At 47.8% G+C, this 22,255-nt stretch carries 24 protein-coding genes; 20 read left to right on the top strand and 4 right to left on the bottom strand.

Annotated elements, in window-relative coordinates:
• A partial coding sequence (locus ACAN56_RS29000) for a helicase-related protein (protein ID WP_379147220.1) occupies positions 1–1,056 on the top strand: 1,056 nt, incomplete at its 5' end.
• Positions 1,053–1,919, top strand: a complete 867-nt coding sequence (locus ACAN56_RS29005; protein WP_379147222.1) for a ComFC family protein — start codon at positions 1,053–1,055, stop codon at positions 1,917–1,919. The genes ACAN56_RS29000 and ACAN56_RS29005, both read left to right, overlap by 4 nt.
• Positions 1,920–1,924: 5 nt before the next feature.
• Here ACAN56_RS29005 and ACAN56_RS29010 read toward each other — a convergent pair whose 3' ends face one another.
• From ACAN56_RS29010 to ACAN56_RS29025, 4 genes are all read right to left on the bottom strand, one after another.
• On the bottom strand, positions 1,925–2,632 hold the full coding sequence (locus ACAN56_RS29010) for an ABC transporter permease (protein ID WP_379147224.1): 708 nt from the start codon (positions 2,630–2,632) through the stop codon (positions 1,925–1,927).
• A 1-nt stretch (position 2,633) separates the two neighbouring features.
• On the bottom strand, positions 2,634–3,545 hold the full coding sequence (locus ACAN56_RS29015) for an ABC transporter ATP-binding protein (protein WP_038597344.1): 912 nt from the start codon (positions 3,543–3,545) through the stop codon (positions 2,634–2,636).
• A gap of 97 nt (positions 3,546–3,642) precedes the next feature.
• Complete coding sequence (locus ACAN56_RS29020; RefSeq protein ID WP_379147227.1) at positions 3,643–4,602, bottom strand: sensor histidine kinase; 960 nt, start codon at positions 4,600–4,602, stop codon at positions 3,643–3,645.
• A complete protein-coding gene (locus tag ACAN56_RS29025; protein WP_379147229.1) occupies positions 4,599–5,306 on the bottom strand; it encodes a response regulator transcription factor in 708 nt (235 codons plus the stop codon). Before ACAN56_RS29025 ends, ACAN56_RS29020 begins: the two co-directional genes overlap by 4 nt.
• 168 nt (positions 5,307–5,474) lie before the next feature.
• Here ACAN56_RS29025 and ACAN56_RS29030 point away from each other — a divergent pair, with 168 nt between their 5' ends.
• The 18 genes from ACAN56_RS29030 (at position 5,475) to ACAN56_RS29115 (ending at position 22,228) form a co-directional block, all read left to right on the top strand.
• Positions 5,475–5,885: a TIGR03826 family flagellar region protein gene (locus ACAN56_RS29030; protein ID WP_076109633.1), complete on the top strand. Its 411-nt coding sequence runs from the start codon at positions 5,475–5,477 to the stop codon at positions 5,883–5,885.
• A gap of 103 nt (positions 5,886–5,988) precedes the next feature.
• The gene (flgM, locus tag ACAN56_RS29035; RefSeq protein WP_038597336.1) at positions 5,989–6,276 is read left to right on the top strand and encodes a flagellar biosynthesis anti-sigma factor FlgM; all 288 of its coding nucleotides are present in this window, start codon (positions 5,989–5,991) and stop codon (positions 6,274–6,276) included.
• A gap of 12 nt (positions 6,277–6,288) precedes the next feature.
• The gene (locus tag ACAN56_RS29040) at positions 6,289–6,789 is read left to right on the top strand and encodes a flagellar protein FlgN (protein ID WP_038597334.1); all 501 of its coding nucleotides are present in this window, start codon (positions 6,289–6,291) and stop codon (positions 6,787–6,789) included.
• 57 nt (positions 6,790–6,846) lie between these two features.
• Positions 6,847–8,442, top strand: coding sequence for a flagellar hook-associated protein FlgK (gene flgK, locus ACAN56_RS29045; protein WP_038597332.1), 1,596 nt, complete (start codon positions 6,847–6,849; stop codon positions 8,440–8,442).
• 14 nt (positions 8,443–8,456) lie between these two features.
• Positions 8,457–9,374: a flagellar hook-associated protein FlgL gene (gene flgL / locus ACAN56_RS29050; protein ID WP_197073634.1), complete on the top strand. Its 918-nt coding sequence runs from the start codon at positions 8,457–8,459 to the stop codon at positions 9,372–9,374.
• Positions 9,375–9,392: 18 nt separating this feature from the next.
• The gene (locus ACAN56_RS29055; RefSeq protein WP_038597330.1) at positions 9,393–9,956 is read left to right on the top strand and encodes a DUF6470 family protein; all 564 of its coding nucleotides are present in this window, start codon (positions 9,393–9,395) and stop codon (positions 9,954–9,956) included.
• Between the two features lie 107 nt (positions 9,957–10,063).
• A complete protein-coding gene (locus tag ACAN56_RS29060) occupies positions 10,064–10,519 on the top strand; it encodes a flagellar assembly protein FliW (RefSeq protein ID WP_379147233.1) in 456 nt (151 codons plus the stop codon).
• 1 nt (position 10,520) lies between these two features.
• Positions 10,521–10,763 carry a carbon storage regulator CsrA gene (gene csrA / locus ACAN56_RS29065; protein ID WP_038597326.1) on the top strand — a complete coding sequence of 81 codons (243 nt, stop codon included), beginning with the start codon at positions 10,521–10,523 and terminating at the stop codon, positions 10,761–10,763.
• Between the two features lie 231 nt (positions 10,764–10,994).
• Complete coding sequence (locus ACAN56_RS29070) at positions 10,995–12,689, top strand: flagellin N-terminal helical domain-containing protein (protein ID WP_038597323.1); 1,695 nt, start codon at positions 10,995–10,997, stop codon at positions 12,687–12,689.
• 139 nt (positions 12,690–12,828) lie between these two features.
• Entirely contained in the window at positions 12,829–13,224 is a 396-nt protein-coding gene (locus tag ACAN56_RS29075; protein WP_038597320.1) for a flagellar protein FlaG, read from the top strand.
• A gap of 17 nt (positions 13,225–13,241) precedes the next feature.
• Positions 13,242–15,194, top strand: coding sequence for a flagellar filament capping protein FliD (fliD, locus tag ACAN56_RS29080; protein ID WP_052092351.1), 1,953 nt, complete (start codon positions 13,242–13,244; stop codon positions 15,192–15,194).
• 19 nt (positions 15,195–15,213) lie between these two features.
• Positions 15,214–15,627, top strand: coding sequence for a flagellar export chaperone FliS (fliS, locus tag ACAN56_RS29085; RefSeq protein ID WP_038597318.1), 414 nt, complete (start codon positions 15,214–15,216; stop codon positions 15,625–15,627).
• Positions 15,620–15,955: a flagellar protein FliT gene (locus ACAN56_RS29090; RefSeq protein WP_038597316.1), complete on the top strand. Its 336-nt coding sequence runs from the start codon at positions 15,620–15,622 to the stop codon at positions 15,953–15,955. The genes fliS and ACAN56_RS29090 overlap by 8 nt, the downstream gene beginning before the upstream one ends.
• A 226-nt stretch (positions 15,956–16,181) precedes the next feature.
• A complete protein-coding gene (locus tag ACAN56_RS29095; RefSeq protein WP_019915069.1) occupies positions 16,182–16,379 on the top strand; it encodes a cold shock domain-containing protein in 198 nt (65 codons plus the stop codon).
• A 331-nt stretch (positions 16,380–16,710) separates the two neighbouring features.
• The gene (locus tag ACAN56_RS29100; protein ID WP_379147239.1) at positions 16,711–18,168 is read left to right on the top strand and encodes an S-layer homology domain-containing protein; all 1,458 of its coding nucleotides are present in this window, start codon (positions 16,711–16,713) and stop codon (positions 18,166–18,168) included.
• Between the two features lie 179 nt (positions 18,169–18,347).
• Positions 18,348–18,899, top strand: a complete 552-nt coding sequence (gene hpf / locus ACAN56_RS29105) for a ribosome hibernation-promoting factor, HPF/YfiA family (RefSeq protein WP_038597313.1) — start codon at positions 18,348–18,350, stop codon at positions 18,897–18,899.
• A gap of 356 nt (positions 18,900–19,255) precedes the next feature.
• A complete protein-coding gene (gene secA / locus ACAN56_RS29110; protein ID WP_038597310.1) occupies positions 19,256–21,763 on the top strand; it encodes a preprotein translocase subunit SecA in 2,508 nt (835 codons plus the stop codon).
• A gap of 240 nt (positions 21,764–22,003) precedes the next feature.
• On the top strand, positions 22,004–22,228 hold the full coding sequence (locus tag ACAN56_RS29115; protein ID WP_379147242.1) for a hypothetical protein: 225 nt from the start codon (positions 22,004–22,006) through the stop codon (positions 22,226–22,228).
• The last annotated feature ends 27 nt before the right edge of the window (positions 22,229–22,255 follow it).

The raw sequence follows: 22,255 nt of genomic DNA on the forward strand, positions 1-22,255 counted from the left end.
GCCGGCGCTGCACTGGGGTTCCTGGCGGAGCCGCGCCAGCGCTCCGCCGTCCAGGGCCCAGAGCGGTTCCTGCTCTGGGCGGTTACAGGAGCGGGAAAGACGGAGATCACTTTCCCGCTTCTGGAGGCGGTGCTGCTTGCCGGGGGACGCGTGCTGATAGCGACGCCACGCCGCGACGTCGTACTGGAGCTGGCTCCCCGGCTGGGCCGGGCGTTCCCGGACAGGACGCTCTCCGTGCTATACGGCGGCAGTCCGGACCGCTGGGGCCAGAGCCAGATGGTGCTGGCGACCACCCATCAGCTGCTGCGTTTTCATCAGAGCTTTGATCTGGTCATAATTGACGAGCTGGATGCATTCCCCTACGTCAATGATCCAATGCTGGCCTTTGCTGCCGAGCATGCGTGCAAGCCGGACGGCCGTTTTATCTATTTGTCGGCGACGCCGCCACCGGAGCTGCAGCGCCAAGCACGTAACGGCAGACTTCCGCATGCCAGAGTGCCTGTGCGTTTTCATGGCCATCCCTTGCCCGTACCGCAGCATCTGACCATGGCGCCGGTACAGCAATGCTTGAAGCGCAGAACTCTGCCTGGGAAGCTTAAGAAGGCACTGGGCAGCTCTTTTGTCCGGGAAGCGCAGATATTTGTGTTTGTGTCGCGGATTTCCCATATTGCCGGACTGCTGTCGCTTCTGCGCCGGAGTTTTCCGGGCAAAACCATTGAAGGTACCTCATCCCAGGATCCGGAAAGAGCAGAGAAGGTGGCGGGATTCCGCAGCCGGGCAATCTCCCTGCTGGTGACAACTACGATTCTTGAACGGGGAGTAACAGTCCCGCGAAGCGATGTATTTATTCTGGATGCTGACAGTGGTCTGTTCGATGAGGCCTCACTTGTCCAGATGGCAGGCCGGGCCGGGAGATCAAAGGACGATCCAGATGGATCGGTGATCTTCTTATCTCCGCAGTGGACAAGGTCACAGCGCGGAGCCATTTCGCAGATTCGGACAATGAATGCCATTGCCCGCAGGCAAGGGTTGATAAGCAAGGAGAAATGGATATGAAATTCTCACTCTTTAGGCTGGCAAATGTTCGATCCTTATTTGCCCCTTCCCTGCAGCAGTGCCTGATCTGCGGGAAACACAGCCAGCCCGCAACAGAACTGCCTGGAGTCTGTGCGGGCTGTGAAGCAGCTATTCCCTGGATTCGCTGTCCGCGCTGCAGTAAATGCGGACGCCATGTCGGCTGTCCCGATTGTACCCGCAGCAGCGAGCCAGGTCCAATTGTGTGTAACCGCAGTGCGGTTGCTTATACGAGTGTGATGCGTGAGATGCTGGGACGCTACAAATATCGCGGTGATGAGAAGCTGGTTTCAATGCTTGGCCTGATGCTGGACAGGGCATATTCCATTCTGAAGGAAGAACGGGAGCAGCTAATGCACAGCAGCCGTCCGGTGCAGAGCAGATTCTCAAACATCATATTTCCTGTTAGAAAAAGCGAGCGGAATCTTCTCTGGCAGGCTGACTTGCTGGTTCCTGTTCCTGTCAGTGACTCCCGGCTCGTGGAGAGAGGATTCAACCAGGCCGAACGGCTGGCGGAGATTATATCCCGGCGCAGAGGGATACCACAGCTCCCGCTGCTGATCCGTACCCATCATACCGGCAAACAGAGCTTTAAGACCCGGGCCGAGCGGCTGGCAGATATGAAGCACGCTTTTGCCGCTAGCCGAGATTCTAAAGTTCTATCAAGTTTTGAAGATCTGTTGGAATCATTGAATCCGCAGGACCGGCCTTTGCAGATTATCATTGTTGATGATATCTATACCACAGGAAGCACTATCCGTGCGTGCGCGGAAACGATAATCCGGCTAAGCGCGAGTTTGGGCTGCACTGCGGAAATATACAGCTTGACCTGGGCCAGATCTTAGAACGGTCATTTTACTTCCATTTTGAAGGTATGCATGAGCAGCGCAGCCAGCGAGACCGGGAACACAATTACAATCAGCATTATGATCTTTCCGGTCTCGATGTTTCCAATACCGGATACATAGGGAGCAGCCACCACGGAAAAAGGCGAATACCAAAAATATTTGCTGCCGCTGAGTCCAAGACTCAGATTAGTAATCGTAGCGGCCACTGCCACCAGCACGGGTACAAGCAGTGAACGGCTGATCTGGCTAAATAGGGCAAAGAGCGGCAGAACCGCAAGCTGACCCAGCAGGAACAGCCCTGCGCGTGCTAATTGATCGTTCAGCAGTTCTGTAGGCAACGGCTCTCCTTTAAAAATCCAAATGGTAATATACATCCCTATAAATTCAATAAACGTGCTGGCCAATAAAATCAGGAAAGCTATGATTAGTTTGGTGAATATAATCGACATTCTGGAGCGTGGATAGGTGTATAACACAGAAGCCGTAAAATCTGTATATTCCTTGGAGATGATTTGACTGGCTAGTAGAGCAATCCAAAGGGTTACCGTCATGAATGCATACATCAGCTTTTCATTCGAGAGATAACCTTCCCAGGACATTGGTTCTCCGAGGCGCATTACCATAAACAACAATGGGCCAAACAGGCTTACTGCGGGGAGAGCCCAGAAAAGCGGTGATTTTCGGAACTTGAGCCATTCACAGTACAGCATCTTAGTTCAGCTCCTTTTGGCTGGTGACATGGATGAAGAAATCCTCGAGTGAGTCGGCGCGGATGGCCAGTTCTTTCACTTCAATCCCGTGCACCACCAGCTGGCGGTTGATTTCACCGCTGTTGTCGAAGCCCTCGTACAAGCGGAGCACTCCCTTTTCCCACACCTGGAACTTGTGAATTCCAAGCTGCTGCTCCAATAACACGGCCGTCTGCTGATCATCGTCTACCTTAAGCTCAAGATAGTGGCGGTTTTTGCCCTGGATTTCTTCGTAATCCAACTGCTCAATGAGTCTGCCTTTATGCATAATACCGATCCGGTTGGCCATAAGCTCGATTTCACCCAAAATATGACTAGAGATCAGCACGGTCAATTCCCGCTTCTTCTGCAGGTCTACAATAAGCTCGCGGGTATCCTTAATGCCAAGGGGGTCAAGCCCATTAATCGGCTCATCCAGGATGAGCATGTCCGGACGATGCATGAGTGAACGGGCAATGCCGAGGCGTTGGCGCATGCCGAGTGAGAGCTGTTTTGCCTTTTTATGTGCGGCCTGCTGCAGACCGACCAGCTTCAGATGCTCCATCACGGATTCCCTCTCGGGAATGCCGCTCATCCGGCGGTGAATTTCAAGATTCTCGGCGGCTGTCAGATGTGGATAGAATCCCGGAGTTTCGATAATAGAGCCAATCCGGCTGTAAAGCGTTCTGTGCAGCGGATTACCAAGCCATTCGATGCTGCCGGAGGTAGGCTGGATTAATCCCAAAATCATGCGCAGGGTCGTAGTTTTGCCGGCTCCGTTCTGGCCGAGAAGACCATAAATATCACCTTGGCGCACGGTCAGGTTCAAATTTTCAACTACGGCCGAGTTTCGGTAGCGCTTGTTTAAGTCACGGGTTTGCAGAATAGGAATCATTGATTGTCTCTCCTCAGTAAAGGTATGGACTCAGCTTAGAGGAATACCCTTACTTAACTATGACTTAATTCTTACTTTTTCTTTAATATTCCACAATTCAGCAGGAGGAAGCCTTAGGCAGCTGCAAAATAAAAGAGGTGCGTTCCCCCGGTATCGAAGCGGCATGGAGACTTCCCCCCAGCTTGAGCGCCAGCTGTCTGGCTATCGTGAGTCCCAAGCCGCTGCCGCTGCTGCCGGATGTGCGGGCAGGTTCAAGCGTGTACATTCTTTCGAAAATAAGCTTCAAATTCCCTGGCGAAATTCCTGGTCCGTTATCCCAGATTTCAAGCGAAATGTGATCCTCCGTTTCGGTGAGCCGCGCCCCGATTATTCCGGAGGAAGCCCCGTGCCGCAAGCTGTTGGACAGCAAATTGCCTACGATGCGTTCCACAGCCATGCTATCACCAAGCGCATACAAGCGTTTTTGCGGAATCTCCACAACAGGCTCCAGTGACAGGCTGAGAAAAGAAGGATAGAGGCCGACCAGCATTTCCTTGGTTAATCTGTTCATGTCTATGGGGACGTTTTGCAGGGGGAGATCCCCGGCTTCAATCTTCGCCAATTGAAAAAACTGATCCAGCAGCTCATACATCGAGCGGGATTTCTTATAAGCGATGTTCATGAATTGTTTCTGCTCCGCACCGCTCAGATTCTCATCCGTTTGCAGTACCTCCAAATAGCCCATCACAGAGGTCAAAGGGGTGCGTAAATCATGCGAGATATTCGATACCAGCCGTTTGTGCGCGTCCTCTGCTTGCCTTGTACGGGATTCAGCATTTTGCAGACGGTCCAGAAGACTGTTAATGCCGGAAGCTAACTTGCGAAGTATAGGATTTTCGCTAAAGATCCGAACTCGCTCATTGGGCAGGGCCTGTCCGGGTTCTGTGAAGGTAGTCTTGTTCAAAAGAAACTCACGGACATGTTTCAGTTCACGATGAAGCCGCAGTAAGCGGAAGGCAAGGACAATGGCCAACAGGACAGCAAGAATCAGGCTGATAAGAAGGAAAAGAACCGTCATACTTCACTCCATTTGTAGCCCATTCCCCAGACTGTGATGATATGCCGGGGGAGGGAAGGGTCCTCTTCAATTTTGGAGCGCAATCTGCGGATGTGTACAGAAATGGTGTTTTCCGCACCAGCACCTGCATAATCTTCACCCCAGATTCGGGTATATAGATTTTCCCGGGTGAACACTTTTTTGGGATGAGAGGCCAGCAAATAGACGATTTGAAATTCCGTGGCCGTCAGACCGAGGGAGACACCGTTTTGCAGGACTGAGCACTGTTCGGGATCAATTAGTAGATCGCCACAGGAGATGTATGGATTGCTTTGTTCAAGTAGGGGATCGGCTGAAAAATCAATATACCGCCGGACAAGCGCCTTTGCACGGGCTATTAATTCAAAGATACTGAAAGGCTTAATAATATAGTCATCAGCTCCGCTGCCGAGACCGATGATTTTATCGGTTTCCCCGTCTTTGGCGGTCATAATCAGCACGGGCACATAGCTGACCGCACGGATTCGTCTCAGCACCTCTAGTCCATCCATACCTGGAAGCATCAGATCAAGCAGTACAAGCTGAAAAGGGCCGTTATTCTCAAAAGCTGCCTTTGCCTCAAGACCGTTCCCGATCCGCATGCATTCCATGCCTTCCTTATGAAAATATCGTTCGAGCAGCCCGGAAATTTCCTGATCATCTTCAATGACAAGAATACGAATCATGTGATTTCTCCTTTGATATGACCGTTTAGCATATTTTTTGCTATTATAATATAATTAAAGCGATTTTTTAGCCGATACTAATCATAGACGGAATTTCAGCTATCATGTAATCTAGAGCATAAGACGTGAATTCACTGTAAAGAATGTAAGAAGGGAGCCGCTGCCGAAATGAATTTAGACAATTGTCCAAAGTGCGGCCGGTTATATGTCAAAAATATCATGGACCTGTGCCAGCCCTGTCTCAAAGAGCTTGAACATCAATATGAAATCTGCGTAGAATATCTACGCAAAAACAGAGGCACCAATATTCAGGAGCTGTCCGATGCTACGGAGATTCCGATCAAGGAAATCACCCGTTTTATTCGCGAAGGCCGAATTTCCATAGCAAATGCGCCTAATATGATGCTGCCGTGCGAAGTGTGTGGAACCTTGATCCGTGAAGGGCATATGTGCGACAGCTGCCGCTCCCGTCTGACGAAAGATCTTGCAAATGCTGCTAAAGAAAGTGCTGCTGCGGAACCTGTTAAGAAGTCATCTGAGGGCGCATACCGGGCAGTCGATAAGCTCCGCGGTATATAAATTCTGTAAAAAAACGTTTGCAGCTATAAAGAATGTTTCAACGTAGGCCGATAAACTTAGTAAAGATTATCGGCTTTTTTATATCAAAAGGAAGGTGGAAGTTATGAAAATTAACGAGACCGGACGAATTAATGCGATTAATCCGTATCAACGCAGTGCGGAATCGCAAAGGCAGGAACAAATGAAGAAGAGTACGCGTAAAGATGAGGTTTCTATTTCCGACGAAGCTATTAAGCTCTTGCAAGCCCAGAACAGCGGCAAGGTTGATGCAGAACGCGCACTTAAGATTGACAGCTTGAAGCAACAGGTCTCCGCAGGTACCTATGAAGTAGACGCAGCCAAACTCGCAGAGAAACTCGCCCCTTATTTTAAGCAATCCTCCGAGAATTAGGTGAACCCATCCATGGCATTGACGAAATTGCTTGAATTGCTTGAGCGGCTGGACGAAGCGCATCTTCAGATGCTGGATCTGGCCGCTGTCAAGAAACAGACGATTATGGACAACAAGGTGGATGGTCTTATTGACATCATGAACCGTGAGTCCAAATTAATGAAGCTGATTGGACAGCTTGAAGAGCAGCGCACGGAGGCTGCGTATGCCTTTTTGCAGCATGTGGGCATACGCTCCAATCTGAATCTGAATCTGACAGAGCTGTCCCGGCTTGTATTTGACCCTGAAGACAAATTACGGCTGCTGCAAATTCAGCAGAAGCTTTCAGACACAGTGCGTCGCTTGAAGAAAGCCAATGAGCTAAACCAGAAGCTGATTGAGCAGTCGCTTACCTTTATAGATTATTCCCTGGATTTGCTTGTCGGAAGACCGAACCAGGACTTTACCTATCATCATCCATCCGACAAGGGCAACAGCGCAGCACGGCCGGGCCTTTTTGACACCCGCGGATAGAATTGTATTTATTACTGGCTGTTTTGCCGGAGCAATCACAAGGGAGGACCAAGTAGCATGACATCGACATTTCACTCAATTGAGACCGCAAGACGAAGCCTTTTTACACAGACTGCTGCGCTCAATACAACCGGACACAACATTGCCAATGCAAATACGGAGGGCTATACCCGCCAGCGCGTGAATATGAAAGCAGCTTCACCTATTGAGGCGTATGGACTCACTAATTCTACCGTTCCTGGCCAGCTGGGTACCGGTGTAGAATTCACCTCCATCGAACGGATCCGGGAAATGTTCCTGGATGACCAATACCGTGGAGAAAGTGCCGCCAGCGGCAACTGGACCATCCAATCGGATACCCTTGATAAGCTGGAAGCTATTGTAAATGAACCTTCAGATACAGGTATCCGGACCGTGCTCGATAACTTCTGGAAGTCCTGGTCAGATCTGAGCAAGAATCCAGAGGACCCTACAGCCCGTAAGATTGTAGTGCAGACCACACAATCGCTTACTGATGCAATTAATTATATGAGCACCCAATTAAATAATCTTGACCGTGATCTTACCTCCAATATTGATGTAAAGGGGAAGGAAATCCAAACCTACCTCAGTTCTATCGTCGACCTGAACCAATCCATTGCCAAGATTGAAGGCATGGGGGATCAAGCCAATGATCTGCGGGATCAACGTGACCTGTTGACGGACAAGCTCTCCAAGATTGCTAATATTACGGTGGTAGATACGGACGCCGGATATAACATCTCATTGGGGGGAAGGAATCTTGTGCAGGGAGCAGCGCTCAGCGCAACGGTAGACAGTGCGTTCCTTAATGCTGCTTATGACTCCGGAGATCTGAAGGCTGGAGAAGCTTACGGGATGATATTTTCCAACAGGACTTATGTCACAGATTACAAGAAACAGCTTGATACTTTGGCTAATACGATTGCTAACGGAGAGGTGCAGGTTACTATTCCGGCAGGCTCTACTGTACCCGCAGGAACTACAGTACTCAAAGACTCAGAAATCATAAATGTAGACGGGACTAAGACCACACTGCTTGCAGGTACTGCAATTCCTATTCCTCTGACAGGTGATCTGAAAACTACTGTTAAAGGTCTGAACGGCATGCATCAGTTGGGATTTGGTATGGATGGCAGCTCAGGCCGCGCATTTTTTACCCCTGCTGTCGCAGGTGAAGCTATCACTGCCGGCAATATTCGTTTAAATCCGGAGATTGCAGCCGACCCAAGTCTATTTGCAACTTCGATGCGTGCAACTACTGATGCTGCTGGCCAGGTTTCAGTGATCAAAGGCAATAATACCTTGGCCCTGATGTTCAGCAATCTCAAAGATAATAATACATTTACTACAGCAAGCGGCTCTACAACAGGCACTGTCGGATCCTATCTCAGCTCTATGGTTGGCCAGCTTGGTATTCAATCACAAGAGGCTGCCCGCCAGGCAAGCAATTCGGACTTTCTGGTCGAGCAAGTGAATTCCCGCCGCCAGTCTGTAAGCGGCGTATCACTGGATGAAGAAATGTCGAATATGCTGGTATTCCAGCATGCTTACAGTGCTGCTGCGCGTTTTATGACGACTTTTGATGAAATGCTCGATAAATTGATTAATTCTACCGGCACCGTCGGCAGATAGAGGAGGAAGAGCATATGTTGAGGGTGACCTCCAATATGATGAATTCACAGCTGCTGCTTAACTTGAACCGCAATGCGCGTACCATGAACGATACACAGCTGCAGCTTGCCAGCGGGCGGAAGATCAACAAGCCCTCCGACGACCCTGTAGGAATTACATATTCCTTGCGTTACCGTGCGGAGCTTTCGTCAAATGAACAATATACCAGGAACGTAGACGGTGCTCTCTCTTGGCTTGACTATAATGATACTGTGCTGGGCCAGGCAGGAGATGTTGTGCAGCGTCTGCGGGAGCTTACCGTGAAAGCATCGACAGGAAGCAATCCCCAATCGGCTTTGGACAGCATCAACGAAGAGGTTTTGCAGCTCAAACAGCAACTTGTGGATATCTCCAACAGCAAGCTCAATGGTAAATACATCTTTAATGGTGAGAAATATGATGCCAAGCCGTATGATTTTGCCAAAGGGGCAGATGGGACCTATGACACTTCCATGCCGGTCACTACAGATTCTGGACAAATTCAGTATATTGTAGGTGAAGGTGTGCAGATGCCTATTAATATGACTGGTAATGATGTGTTTGGTCATACTGGGGATTCTGATAATCTATTCTCAATTATTAATAACATTTCTGATGCCTTGAAAAAAGGTGATTTAACAGCCATATCAGGTCAACTGGACAAAATCGATACACGGGTTGAAACCATTTTATCTGCCCGCGCAGAGATAGGTGCTAAGACTAATCGCGTGGAATTAATGCAGGACCGCCTTAGCGATCTCAATATCAACCTGACGGATCTGCAAGCGAAGACGGAAGATGCCGATTACGAGGAGCTTATTATGAAGTCCAAAATTCAAGAGAATATCTACAATGCCTCTTTGTCGGTAGGTGCTAAGATTATATCTACCACACTCGTGGACTTTATCAGATAACGGAGGTGAAGTTCGCTTATGCAGTCCATTCTGCAAATTCGGCAGACACCGGCGATAATTGGTATTGATGCTGATCCCGGCACGTTCTCCATGTCTCAGCCCAAGGCAGAGGTAAATGTAACGACTACCCCAGGGGAACTCAACGTGCAGTCATTCCGGCCGGAGCTTACTATTGACCAAACGAGGGCACACGCCGCCTATAACGGAGGCAGTGTATTGGATATGAACAAACGTATCTATTCAGGAATTCAGCAGTTGTATCTACAAGCGATTGCCCGCAGAGTGGAGCAAGGAACAAGAATGGCTGAGTTTTTTAAGCCTGGTAATACGATAGCTGAAATATATGGCATGGATACTGAGCCGAATTCCTTCCCTGAGCCTTGTGGGCCGGCCTCCTATGATAACGTGGATATCCATATTGAGACGAGAGCTCCCCAAATTAGCTTTCGGGCAGCAGAGGTTGATATACAAGTCGAGAGACATCGTCCGGAGACTGAATATACTCGCGGCAAGCTGAATATTTACATGCAGCAATATGCATCGATTCAGTTTATTCCACCCGAAGTGAATGTTCAATTGTAGCTTGTTAAGCTATAGATGTGCCTAGAGCGCCTCTATAGCTTTTGTACTTTTCTAATAATATTATATTATGCCTAAGGAATAGTTTTGCATTGCAGAACTTTTAAGGAGTGAACAACTTGATTATTGAAACGCTGTCTTGGGGTAAACTAGAAATAGACGAAGAACAGATCTATCATTTCTCTAAAGGATTGCCCGGCTTCGATGAGGAGACTGAATTTGCTCTGATACCGATGGCGGAAACTCCGTTTTGGGTATTACAGTCTGTAAAAACCATAGGTCTATCTTTCTTATTAGGTGATCCCTTTGTCTTTTACCCCACCTTTGAGTTTGAGTTGCCGGATGATGAAGCTGAAGAGTTAGGGATTGGCAAAGATGTCGTTGTCCGCTGCATTATTACATTAAAAGAGCAATTAGATCAATCAACGATTAATCTTCTCGCTCCCGTTGTACTCAATCCTACAGGCCTATCCGGCAAACAGATTGTTTTGCACAAGGCCCCTTATCATACGAAGCATAGCTTGCTGCAGGAACAGTCGACTATAGACGGAAAGGATGGTGGATAACATGCTCGTACTGTCCCGCAGAAAAGGGGAGTCCATCGTGATACAGGACCAGATTGAGCTGACGATCCTAAGTGTGGATGGGGATACAGTTAAAGTGGGGATTTCTGCACCGAAACATGTTGATATTTTCCGCAAAGAAGTCTATCTCTCCATCCAAGAGTCGAACCGTGAATCTGTTGCTCCTCAACAGTCTGATTTGAATGCGCTAATTAATCGGCTGCGCGGCTCAAATGCCAATAATTAAATATTCGGAACTGTTTAACCAACCTGAGCAGCAATATACTGCTCGGTTTTTTTTGTCGATTGGAGAAGAAAAATAAAAGAAAAATAAAAAAACTTTAAAAAGCTCTAAACAGTTGGGGACATACAGTCGATATATGTATTAGACGCTGATCCGGCAGGGCGGCCGACCTTAATGGTTCGGCGTTTACCACATGGATGTGGAACTAACTTAATTTCAGGGAGGAAATATCAAATGATTATCAACCACAATATCCCGGCGTTGAACACTCATCGCCAACTGTCCATCAACACAGCCAACACTAGTAAAAATATTGAGAAATTGTCTTCCGGTCTTCGCATCAACCGTGCCGGTGACGATGCTGCCGGTCTGGCAATCTCCGAAAAAATGCGCGGTCAAATCCGCGGTTTGGATCAAGCTTCCCGTAATGCTCAAGATGGTATCTCGTTGATTCAAACCGCTGAAGGTGCATTGAACGAAACTCACTCCATCCTTCAACGTCAACGCGAAATCGCTAACCAATCCGCTAACGGAACAAACACTGATTCCGATCGTCAAGCTCTGCAAGACGAAATGAACCAACTGACTTCCGAAATCAACCGTATCGGTAACACTACTGAGTTCAATACTCAGAAATTGTTGCAAGGTGATGGAAAAGCGAGTCTTGCTGGAACTGGTGTTGCTCAAGACGGTTTTGTTAGTGGTGGTACAACCGTTCACGGTCAAGCAACGCAAACGCTGAAAGTTATCGCTGGTGCGACAAACGATAAGCTCTCACTAACAATTAACGGCCAAGAAATTAGTTATACTCTTGATGCTACAGACGGTGCAGCTATAACTGCTGCTACTGGTGCAGCACCCAAAGCCGCAGCAACTGCAGCTGCTTTTCGAGCAGGACTTCAAAAAGCAATTGATGCTAATGATGTATTAAAAGGAAGTTTCACAGTTGGAGGTACCGCGGATGACGTTGAGCTTAAGGCCGTTGCTACCGCAGCTGGAGGAAAGTTCGATGGAACTAGTGGTTATATGTCTGCTGCTGTAGCGACTGGTACAGCAAGTTTGATTACTAGTGGAGCTACTGCTGCTGTAGGCAGCACAACGCATACTGCAGCAAAAGGAACTCTTGACTTCACAAGTGTTACTACAGCCGCTGCTGCTGGAAAATTGATTGGAACAGGATTCACGATTGGTGACCAACAAATTGAGTTCTATGATGCTACAAAAGGTGCTTACACTGGTAAAGGCCTTGGAGTTAACATCAGTGCTTCCGCTAACGCTACTGGTGCCGTAGGTGCAGGAGATATTGCTAAAGCAATCGTAGATACTCTTGCAACTAAAATTGAAGGCGTAACTCTTTCTGTGGGTACTACTACCGATACTAACAAATTGGTCATCACATCAAACGCTAAAGGTGCTGATGGTAACGGTCTTACTTTGAAAGATGGCGGAATTCAAAAAGACTTCGAAACTTCTTTCCAAATCGGTGCAAACAAAGGCCAATCCATGAGCCTGTCCATCAAAGACGTTCGCTCGAATGCTCTGGGTATCACTGGTAAAGCTGGCGATGCTGGTTTCACTAAGACAAATACTGTAACTAACGGAACTAATGATGTTAAAGGCGAAGCAGCTCTGAACATTGCCACTAAAGAAGGCGCATCTGCAGCTATCGAAGTTCTGGACAAAGCAACTGCATTCGTATCCAGCGAGCGTTCTAAACTGGGTGCTGTTCAAAACCGTCTGGAACACACTATCAACAACTTGGGTACAGCTTCAGAGAACCTGACTGCTGCTGAATCCCGTGTTCGTGACGTTGATATGGCTAAAGAAATGATGCAACAAACTAAGAACAACATCCTTGCTCAGGCTGCACAAGCTATGTTGGCGCAAGCTAACCAACAGCCACAAGGCGTTCTGCAATTGCTTCGTTAAGATTTACGCGCTTCACACTAGGCTTCGGGGAAACCCGGGGCCTTTTTTCTTTTTTTGCTTGACTTGAACAAAATCCTAAATTATCCCTGAAACTAACCGATATATAAAGTATTAAAGTGTATAGTGGAGGTCGGGGTTAATGAATGTACAGTTTTCACTTACTGCTAGTTCTACAACAAGCGGACAGGGTAGAACTGAATCAACAACAGCATCGGGTAGTGGACCGGTATCACCTGTAAATCAAGTCTCTGCGATCCGTAATGCCAAGGAGATGAGTCTGAAAGAAAAGCAGGGCGTGAATGTATCCGTTGCTGAGGAACAGTTGATCCGCACCATTGAACGGGCTGTTCAATCTCTGCAAGGACCCCAGACCACGCTGGAGATCAGCATCCATGAGAAGACACATGATATTATGGTGAAGGTGCTTAACAAAGATACCGGTGAATTAATACGCGAAGTTCCGCCAGAGAAGACGCTTGATCTTGTAGCTAGTATGATGGAAATCGCAGGAATACTTGTAGACGAAAAAATATAACCTTTGGAGGTGTCAACTTGGTAACACGTGTAAATGGTTTCTCAGGCATGGACATTGATAGCATGGTCAAGAGTATGATGGCCGCCAAACGGGTGCCCCTAGATAAGCTTACCCAAGATAAGCAGCTCCTGCAGTGGACGCGGGAAAGCTACCGGGAGCTGAACAGTAAACTCTACGATTTTCGGCAAAACAAATTGATTGTGAAATATGGCGGGAATGCGGCTCTAAATGCGAATAAGGCAATTACTACTGGAAACACGGATGCCGTAAAAGCAGAGGCTCTGGCTTCCGCCAATGGAATTAACATGGAGGTAAGTGTTAGTCAGTTGGCTGCCCGGACAACGCTGCAGATGAATACAGGATTAGGACAAGGAGTACCAAGCGTTACTTCTTTGGCTCAGCTCGATGGTGTTGATTTATTTAGTCTTTCAGAGGATGCCCGAACCGAGTACCTGAAGAAGGGTTTTGATGTTGCCATTAATGGGGTGGAATTTAAGGACAAGGATGGCAAATCCCTGTTCAATGGTCTTACTTCTATATCAACGATGGTGGCAACCATTAATTCCCACCCGACTGCCAATGCTATTGCAAGCTATGATGAGATTACAGGGAAATTGAGTATTGCCTCCAAGACCAGTGGAGATCCTAATCCAGCTTCTGGATACAAAGCAACAAGGGATGTAAAGGTAGGGGACGGAAGTACCTTATTGGCTTTATTCACCAAGAGAACTGTTACGGAAGTAGAGACCATTGGGGCCGGAACCAGCGATGGTACCAAAACATTGGCTCACCTCCAAAATCTGCTGGATACGACAATCGAGGCAGATGCCGAGAAGTTGAAATACAAATTCAGCGTCAATGGTGAATCCTTCTCCTTTGACGGAACAAAATCTATTAATGATGTTGTAGCTGAGATTAACGCGAAGTCGGGTACAACTAAAGTACAGGCAGAATTTACTGGCGGCAAATTGAAGCTGACTGCGGACTCTGGCAGCGAAGTAAAGCTTGGGGGGGATTCCTTCGAGCTGCTGCAGTTGTTCAAAGGTGTAAAGCCTGCTGTAGGGAGTCCCAGTGATTACAATGTTAAGACTGGACAGAACGCCATCGTCTCTATTAATGGTGAACTCATTAAAGATACGAACGACAATGTTTTCACAATTAATGGCGTCCAACTGACGCTGCTGAAGGAAACGGTTATAAGAGGTCCTGTTGATCCTGCAAATCCAACCGCTCCACCTCCAATAACAGGTGACAATACGATCAAAATTACAACCCAATCTGACCCGGATAAAGCTATAGAGTCCATTAAAGGCTTTATAGAAGACTACAACAGCTTGATCAAAACGCTGAATTCCAAAATTGATGAAGTTAAATATCGTGATTTCAGGCCACTGACGGATGAGCAGAAGAAGGAATTAAAAGAAGCAGATATTAAGACCTGGACAGAGAAGGCACAAAGTGGTCTTCTAAAGAATAATGACATTATAAAAAATGTCCTATCCCAAATGCGCGGAGTTATAACGGAGAAGTTGGGTCCGCTTAGTACGCTTGGGATTACCACAGGGAATTATGCCTCAGACGGCATGTTGGTGATTGAGAACGAAACGAAGCTGAAGGCTGCCATCAGTGCAAATCCTCAGCTTGCTCTTGACCTGTTCCAGGGTCCGGGAAATGCTGTAAATGACGGTATTTTTGATAAGATGGCAGATAAGATAAGTGCTGCACTTAGCAATATTGCTGAACGCGCAGGAACAAACAAAAACTCAATGGATCTATCCAGCACCTTTAAAGAACAAAGTGTAATGGGTAAGACGATGAAGGGGTACAATAGTCGAATTCTTCTCATGCAGAGAAACCTGGCAAATACGGAGAATCGCTACTACAAGCAGTTCACTGCGATGGAAACGGCAATGAGTAAGATGCAATCTCAGTCCTCCAGTTTACTATCCAGCATGGGTCAATCATCATAACAGTTAAAGGGTGAGATCATTGATTAATTCTCCATACGATAAATACCGTCAGTCTTCCGTTCAGACGTCTACACCTGCCCAACTGGTGATCATGCTCTATGACGGAGCCATCCGCTTCATCCGGGCAGGGCTGGACGGTCTGAAACGGAACGATCTTGAAAAAACCAATATTAATCTCGGTAAGGCGCAAACCATCGTCAGTGAGCTGATGAGTACGCTTGATCGTAGCTACGAGGTGTCTGAAGGACTATATTCACTCTACGAGTATACGAGTTTCCTGCTCGTAGAAGCGAATATCCGCAAGGATGCAGTGAAAGCTGAGGAAGCGGTAGGCTACTTAACCGAACTGCGGGAGACCTGGCTGCAGGCCTCCAAAATTGCGGCTGGCCAGGGCGGCCAGGCGCCGTTACCGACGGAAAGCTCGCATGGATGAGCTGATTACGCAGCTGCAGCTGTTGACGAAAGACATCCTGGAGCGGCTGAACGATGCTGATTATGAGGAACTTGAAGTTTTTGTGGAGGAGCGTCAGCAACTGATAGACGACATGACTCGCCAGCTTTCGTCTAATCCTGCACGAGAGTCGCAAAAGGTCGAAATCGCACGGATTGTGGAGCGTGATACAGAAATCACTGCCCGCATGAATGTCCTCCGCCTGGAAGCTCAAGATTGGCTCCAGAAACGGAATCAGGCTAAAGCACAGCGCAATGCCTACGAAGCCGGATACACCCCGGACAGCTTCCTGATGGACCGGAAAAAATAATAATTTCCTGATGATTCATCTCAGGAGCAGGCGGGTATTAAATAGCGTCTGCTCCTTTTTTGATGAAAAATATCACAAGTATGACGACTTTATATTAAATTTAGGGATGGTAATTTATTGAAAGAAAACATTTACTATTCCAATTGACAATAAAGAAGCAGCGGTGGTATAGTCGACTTGTGAGCAAGACTCACGTTCATCTGATGACGAAGGGAATGTTTAATCAATGGAAGGTAAAGTTAAATGGTTTAACGCAGAAAAAGGTTATGGCTTCATCGAAACTGCCGATGGTGGCGACGTATTTGTACACTTCTCCGCGATTCAAACTGACGGTTTCAAGACTTTGGATGAAGGACAATCCGTAGAGTTTGATATCGTAGAAGGCGCACGCGGACCACAAGCAGCTAACGTCATCAAATTATAATCATCCGGCGAAGCCGACCTACATATATGGTAGATGGTTAGCAATTGAGACTACGCTAGCGCGGACCTTGGGATTACTCCCGAGGTCCTTTTTTGTTGTTCAGGTAATTAACAGAGTAGCAAAATAAGAAAGAATGAGCGTAGGTTAAATCAACAGTTCCCAACATTTTGCCAATTTTTTGTTAGATTCACCCTTGTAGAGGGTAATGTAAGACGTTGGGCTCTCAATGTGCCTCGACATACACAACTATGGCGTATGCTTCCGGGAGGATGTGGAAGAAGCGATGAGTGAAGCCTATGCCCATCAAACACTCAGGAGGATGAACAGCTGAATGAAGAAAACATGGCGTGGATTTATGACCGTACTACTTGGAGTTAGCATGTTGTTCGGGGCTCTGGGCAGTGTTTCTGCCGCTTCGGTGCCAAAGGATATTAAGGGACACTGGGCACAAAGCCAACTGCAGAACTGGCTGGACAAAGGATATTTGGGTGGATACCCTGATGGTACGGTTAAGCCCAATAAGGTGATTACCCGGGGCGAATACGTTGCTTTTGTAAACCGTCTCTTTGGATTTACGGATACGGCGGCTATCAGCTTCAAGGATCTTCAAAAATCCAACTGGGCTTACAATGAAGTCGCGAAAGCTGTAAAAGCCGGATATATCGCCGGTTTTAGCGACAAAACCTTTCGCCCTTTAAGCCCGCTGACAAGACAGGAAGCAGCGGCAATTACTGCCAGATTACTTAGTCTGAACACAGGCAGCACTACACTTGCATTCAAGGATAGTGCCCAGATTTCTGTGTGGGCACGGGGATCCGTTGCTGCGGTAGCCAATAAGAAAATTATCAACGGGTATACAGACGGAACCTTCGGCCCTAAGAAATCGCTGACAAGAGCTGAAGCGGTTACCATCATCGGAAATTCGGTAGCTAACCGGCCGGGTGGCACTGGTGGTACTGTAACACCTACACCTACGCCAACAACAGCACCAACCGCGACACCTGCACCTTCGGCAACACCTGCACCAACACCAATTCCAACTAGCGGTACAGGCGGAGGCAGCGGTGGTGGAGGAGGCAATGGCGGTGGTGGTGGCATCACTGTTCCATCCGTAAGTGGTGTAACCTACGGCCATGTTGGTGTTGTTACAGCAGATGTGTATCTTACACCTTCAGTGACTGGTGCTGTCTATTATGTTGTGGCACCTTACAGCAGTACTGTATCGGCACCGAGCGCTTTGCAGATTAGAGACGGCCTGACCAGTGCCGGAACAACTGGTGTCTATAGCGGAAAGACAGCAGCGACGGGCAATACAACTGTATCCTTCTCTGTCTATGGCTTGCAGGCGGGTACTGAGTATGCAGCATATGTAACGCTTGCTGATTCATACGGAAACTGGTCAGAAGTATCGACACTGCGTTTAACCACTGCTGCAAGCAGTGCAACGTCCATTACTGCTGTTAAGCCAGGAGAGATAGGCACAGTTACAGCAGATGTTTATGTCACCTACGGGCAAGCAAGTGGAACTGCTGCACCGGTAAGATATGTGGTGTTGCCGGCTAATGCAGCTGATCCGAGTGCAGCTCAAATTGCCCAGGGAAAAGATAGTGCAGGAACAGCGCTGTCAGCTCCTTGGACGGGCTTAATCAGTCCTGCACCTGCTCCTGGAGTAAGACAGACGCTGGGGCTAACCGGCCTGACTGCGAATACCAGCTATAAGGTATATCTCATTACCGGCAGTGAAAACACATGGTCGCCGGTGGAGATTCTGCGCATTCATACGAAGTAGAAGTAACTGACTTCGGTCCGGAAGAGGGTGATTAAAAACAACCCTTTCCGGGCCAATTGTGTATTTTCGGGAAATTCATAGCATCTTATGTTAGCTAAATGTAAAGGCTGTCATGATTTGTTTTTTACTTAGCGCTGACAATTTGGTATAATGAAAATGTAAACAAAGGAGGAGTGCCCATGCAATTCAGCATTCGAGGTCAACAAATTGAAGTGACCGACGCTTTGAGAGAATATGTTGATAAGAAGCTCAGCAGACTTGAGAAGTATTTCGATGCACCCCCTACCTCAGAAGGATATGTGACGCTTGGCGTTGTCCGCGGCCTTCATACGGTGGAGGTAACCATTCCACTGGCAGGTGTGACGCTTCGTGCCGAAGACCGCAGTGATGACATGTACGCTTCCATTGATGCTGTTGTGGACAAGCTGGAACGCCAAATCCGCAAGCACAAGACCAAACTTAATCGTAAGTTCCGCCAGGAAGGAAGCCTGAAGACGCTCTTTGTCGAAGGATCCCCTAGTGCTGTTGCCGTAGAGGAACAGGATTATGATGATTTGGAAGTTGTGCGTAACAAGCGGTTTACCTTGAAGCCTATGGATGTCGAGGAAGCGATCCTGCAAATGAACATGGTTGGACATAATTTCTTTGTGTTCTCCAACATCGACACTTCTGAAGTGAGTGTTGTTTACAAACGGAATGACGGAAAGTATGGCTTGATTGAACAGAACTAGATTCTGAAAATCAACAAGGCAATAGCTGAGGCGGCGGTAATCGTTTCAGTCTGACGTAGAAAATTAACCGAGCCCCTATTCGTGTGAATCGAATAGGGCTCTTGTGCGTATATAAACGGAAACAGAGAAAAGGGCAACATTGCCCTCCAAAGATACAGCGGCATTTCAGCGAAAATATGAAGTTAAAACGCGACTGAACTTTTTTTGTAAAATAAGGTTGCGGCTTGCTCGTATTGCGGCATCTCTTACAAACTGTTACAATTTATGAAGCAGCGGAATCGAAATAATATATGGCCCTTTCAATTTTGTGGGATGGGCTCGATTCCACCATCTGTGTTGCATGAAAGGGGTTAACCATGCTAGGACTTGTAAAGAAAATATTCGGCGACACCAATGAACGGGATGTCAAACGTCTAATGAAGACGGTCGAAGTAATTAATGGACTGGAGCCGGATTTTGTGGCGCTTTCGGATGAAGCGCTCAAAGCTAAGACTGAAGAATTCCGCGCCCGTATTGAGAAGGGCGAAACCTTGGAAGAGATTCTTCCCGAGGCCTTTGCAACCGTACGCGAAGCTTCCAAACGGACGCTGGGCATGCGGCATTTTGACGTACAGCTGGTTGGGGGAATGGCGCTGCATGAAGGCCGGATCTCCGAGATGAAGACAGGTGAAGGTAAGACACTGGTAGGAACGCTGCCGGTATATTTGAATGCATTGCTGGGTAAAGGCGTGCATGTTGTAACCGTAAATGACTATCTCGCTCAGCGCGACAGTGCGCAAATGGCACAAATTTATAACTTCCTGGGCTTGACCGTCGGGGTGAACCTGAACGGTATGGACCATGCTGATAAACAAAGCGCTTATGCCTGCGATATTACGTATGGCACGAACAATGAATTCGGCTTCGACTACCTGCGTGACAACATGGTGCTCTACAAGGAGCAAATGGTACAACGCCCGCTATACTTCTGTATTATTGATGAGGTTGACTCCATCTTGATTGATGAAGCCCGTACCCCGCTTATTATTTCCGGACAGGCTGAGAAATCGACAGAGTTGTATTACGCCGCAGACCGTTTCGTGAAGAAGCTGACTGCTGAAGAGGACTATACGATTGATATTAAAGTGAAGTCCGTGGCTTTGACCGAGAAGGGTGTCGCTACGGCTGAACGTGCTTTTGGCATTGAGAATCTATACGACCATGCCCATGTAACCTTGAACCATCATATCGTACAAGCCCTCAAGGCTAATGCTATTATGCGCCGTGATGTGGATTATGTAGTAAATGATGAAGAGGTTGTTATTGTCGATGAATTCACGGGCCGTCTGATGGCCGGACGCCGTTATAGTGACGGACTGCATCAAGCGATTGAAGCCAAGGAAGAGATTCAGGTACAGAATGAAAGCATGACGCTCGCTACAATTACGTTCCAGAACTACTTCCGGATGTACCGTAAGCTGGGTGGTATGACAGGTACTGCGAAGACGGAAGAAGAGGAATTCAAGAAGATCTACGGGCTGGAAGTTCTCCAGGTGCCGACCAATAAACCTAACAAACGTGATGATATGCCAGACGTCGTGTACAAGAGCGAAAATGGCAAATTCAACGCTGTAGTAGCGGAGATTGTAGAGCGCCACAAAAAGAACCAGCCAGTACTGGTAGGTACAGTATCCATCGAGAATTCCGAACGCGTATCTGAAATGCTGAAACGCAAGGGTGTTAGACACCAGGTGCTGAACGCCAAACATCACGAGGCTGAAGCAGAAATTATCTCTCATGCCGGACAACCGGGAACAGTAACTATCGCTACGAATATGGCTGGCCGTGGTACGGATATTGTACTGGGTGAAGGTGTGACCGATCTTGGTGGCCTGCATATTATTGGTACGGAGCGGCATGAATCCCGGCGGATTGATAACCAGCTGCGTGGACGCGCGGGACGTCAAGGCGACCCGGGCTCAACTCAATTTTATCTGTCGCTTGGCGACGAACTGATGAAACGCTTCGGAGCGGACAATGTCCTGAATATGATGGACCGTCTCGGATTCGAAGAAGATCAGCCGATTGAGAGCCGTATGATTACCCGTGCAGTGGAATCTGCCCAGAAGCGGGTAGAAGGTAACAACTTTGATATCCGTAAGGTCGTATTGCAATATGATGACGTAATGAATCAGCAGCGTGAGATTATCTACAAACAACGCCGTGAAATTCTGGAGTCTGACAACATTAAAGATATCGTAGTGGAAATGATCAAGCCGGTCATTGACCGTGTGGTTAACGCCCACTGTAGTGATGATATTCCGGAAAACTGGGAGCTTCAAGAGGTTGCTGATTATGTAAACAGCAAGCTGTTGGAAGAAGGCGTTTTGACACGTGACGATCTTTGGGGCAAGGAAGTTGAAGAGATCATCGAGTACATCTTCACCCGTGTGCTGGAGAAATATGCAGCCCGTGAAGAACGTCTGGGTGCTGAGCTGGTACGCGAATTCGAGAAGGTTATCGTACTTCGTTCCGTAGACAGCAAATGGATGGATCATATTGATGCGATGGATCAGCTTCGTCAAGGGATTCACCTGCGCGCTTATGGCGGTACCGATCCGCTTCGCGAATATCAATTCGAAGGCTTTGAAATGTTCAATGCCATGACCGCCAGCATTCAGGAAGAAGTAGCGACCTACATTATGAAGGCGCACATTGAGACGAATCAGGAACGTCAGTCGGTAGTGGAAGAGGACAAAATCTCCACAAATGCCGAGCCTGCCGAGAAACGTCCGGTGCATGTGGAGTCTGCGATTGGCCGCAACGACCCTTGTCCTTGCGGAAGCGGCAAGAAGTACAAGAACTGCCACGGACAGAACGCGTAAGACAAAGTTAGTACTTGATTTTATGATTCTGTTAAAATAGTGAGCAAGTACGAAGTGGCGAGTGCATTTTAATGCTTCGCGCTTTAGGTCTTGTCCATTGCTTCAAAGGTTATAATGACAATAAAATGCGGCTGGGCCCGGGGGACTCCCCCGTTTTGCGGCCCGGCCGCTTTTTTGGACTTTGGGATCTTTTGGTGACCATGAAGCGGAGCAGAAGGAACTGTTCTTGAGAACCTAGCCATGAAGGTGAGAGTAACGGAGGGGAAGTTTGGAACTGTAGGAGCGGTAGCGTCCGCCTTTGTCTTCGGATTTCTACCGCTAATAGCGGATAAAATCAAGAAATCTGAAGACAACAGCGGCCGGAAGTCCAAACATTCCACGCAGTTACGGGCATCACCGAATAATACGCTTTGTTCTAAAGACCAATCCCGCCAGCGAAGCGCGTTGGACCCCCATGTCGCCTAAGTCCAATCAGCCGCCCGGCGCAACCAC

This window comes from Paenibacillus paludis (genome assembly GCF_042610515.1).
Lineage (GTDB): Bacteria > Bacillota > Bacilli > Paenibacillales > Paenibacillaceae > Paenibacillus_AQ.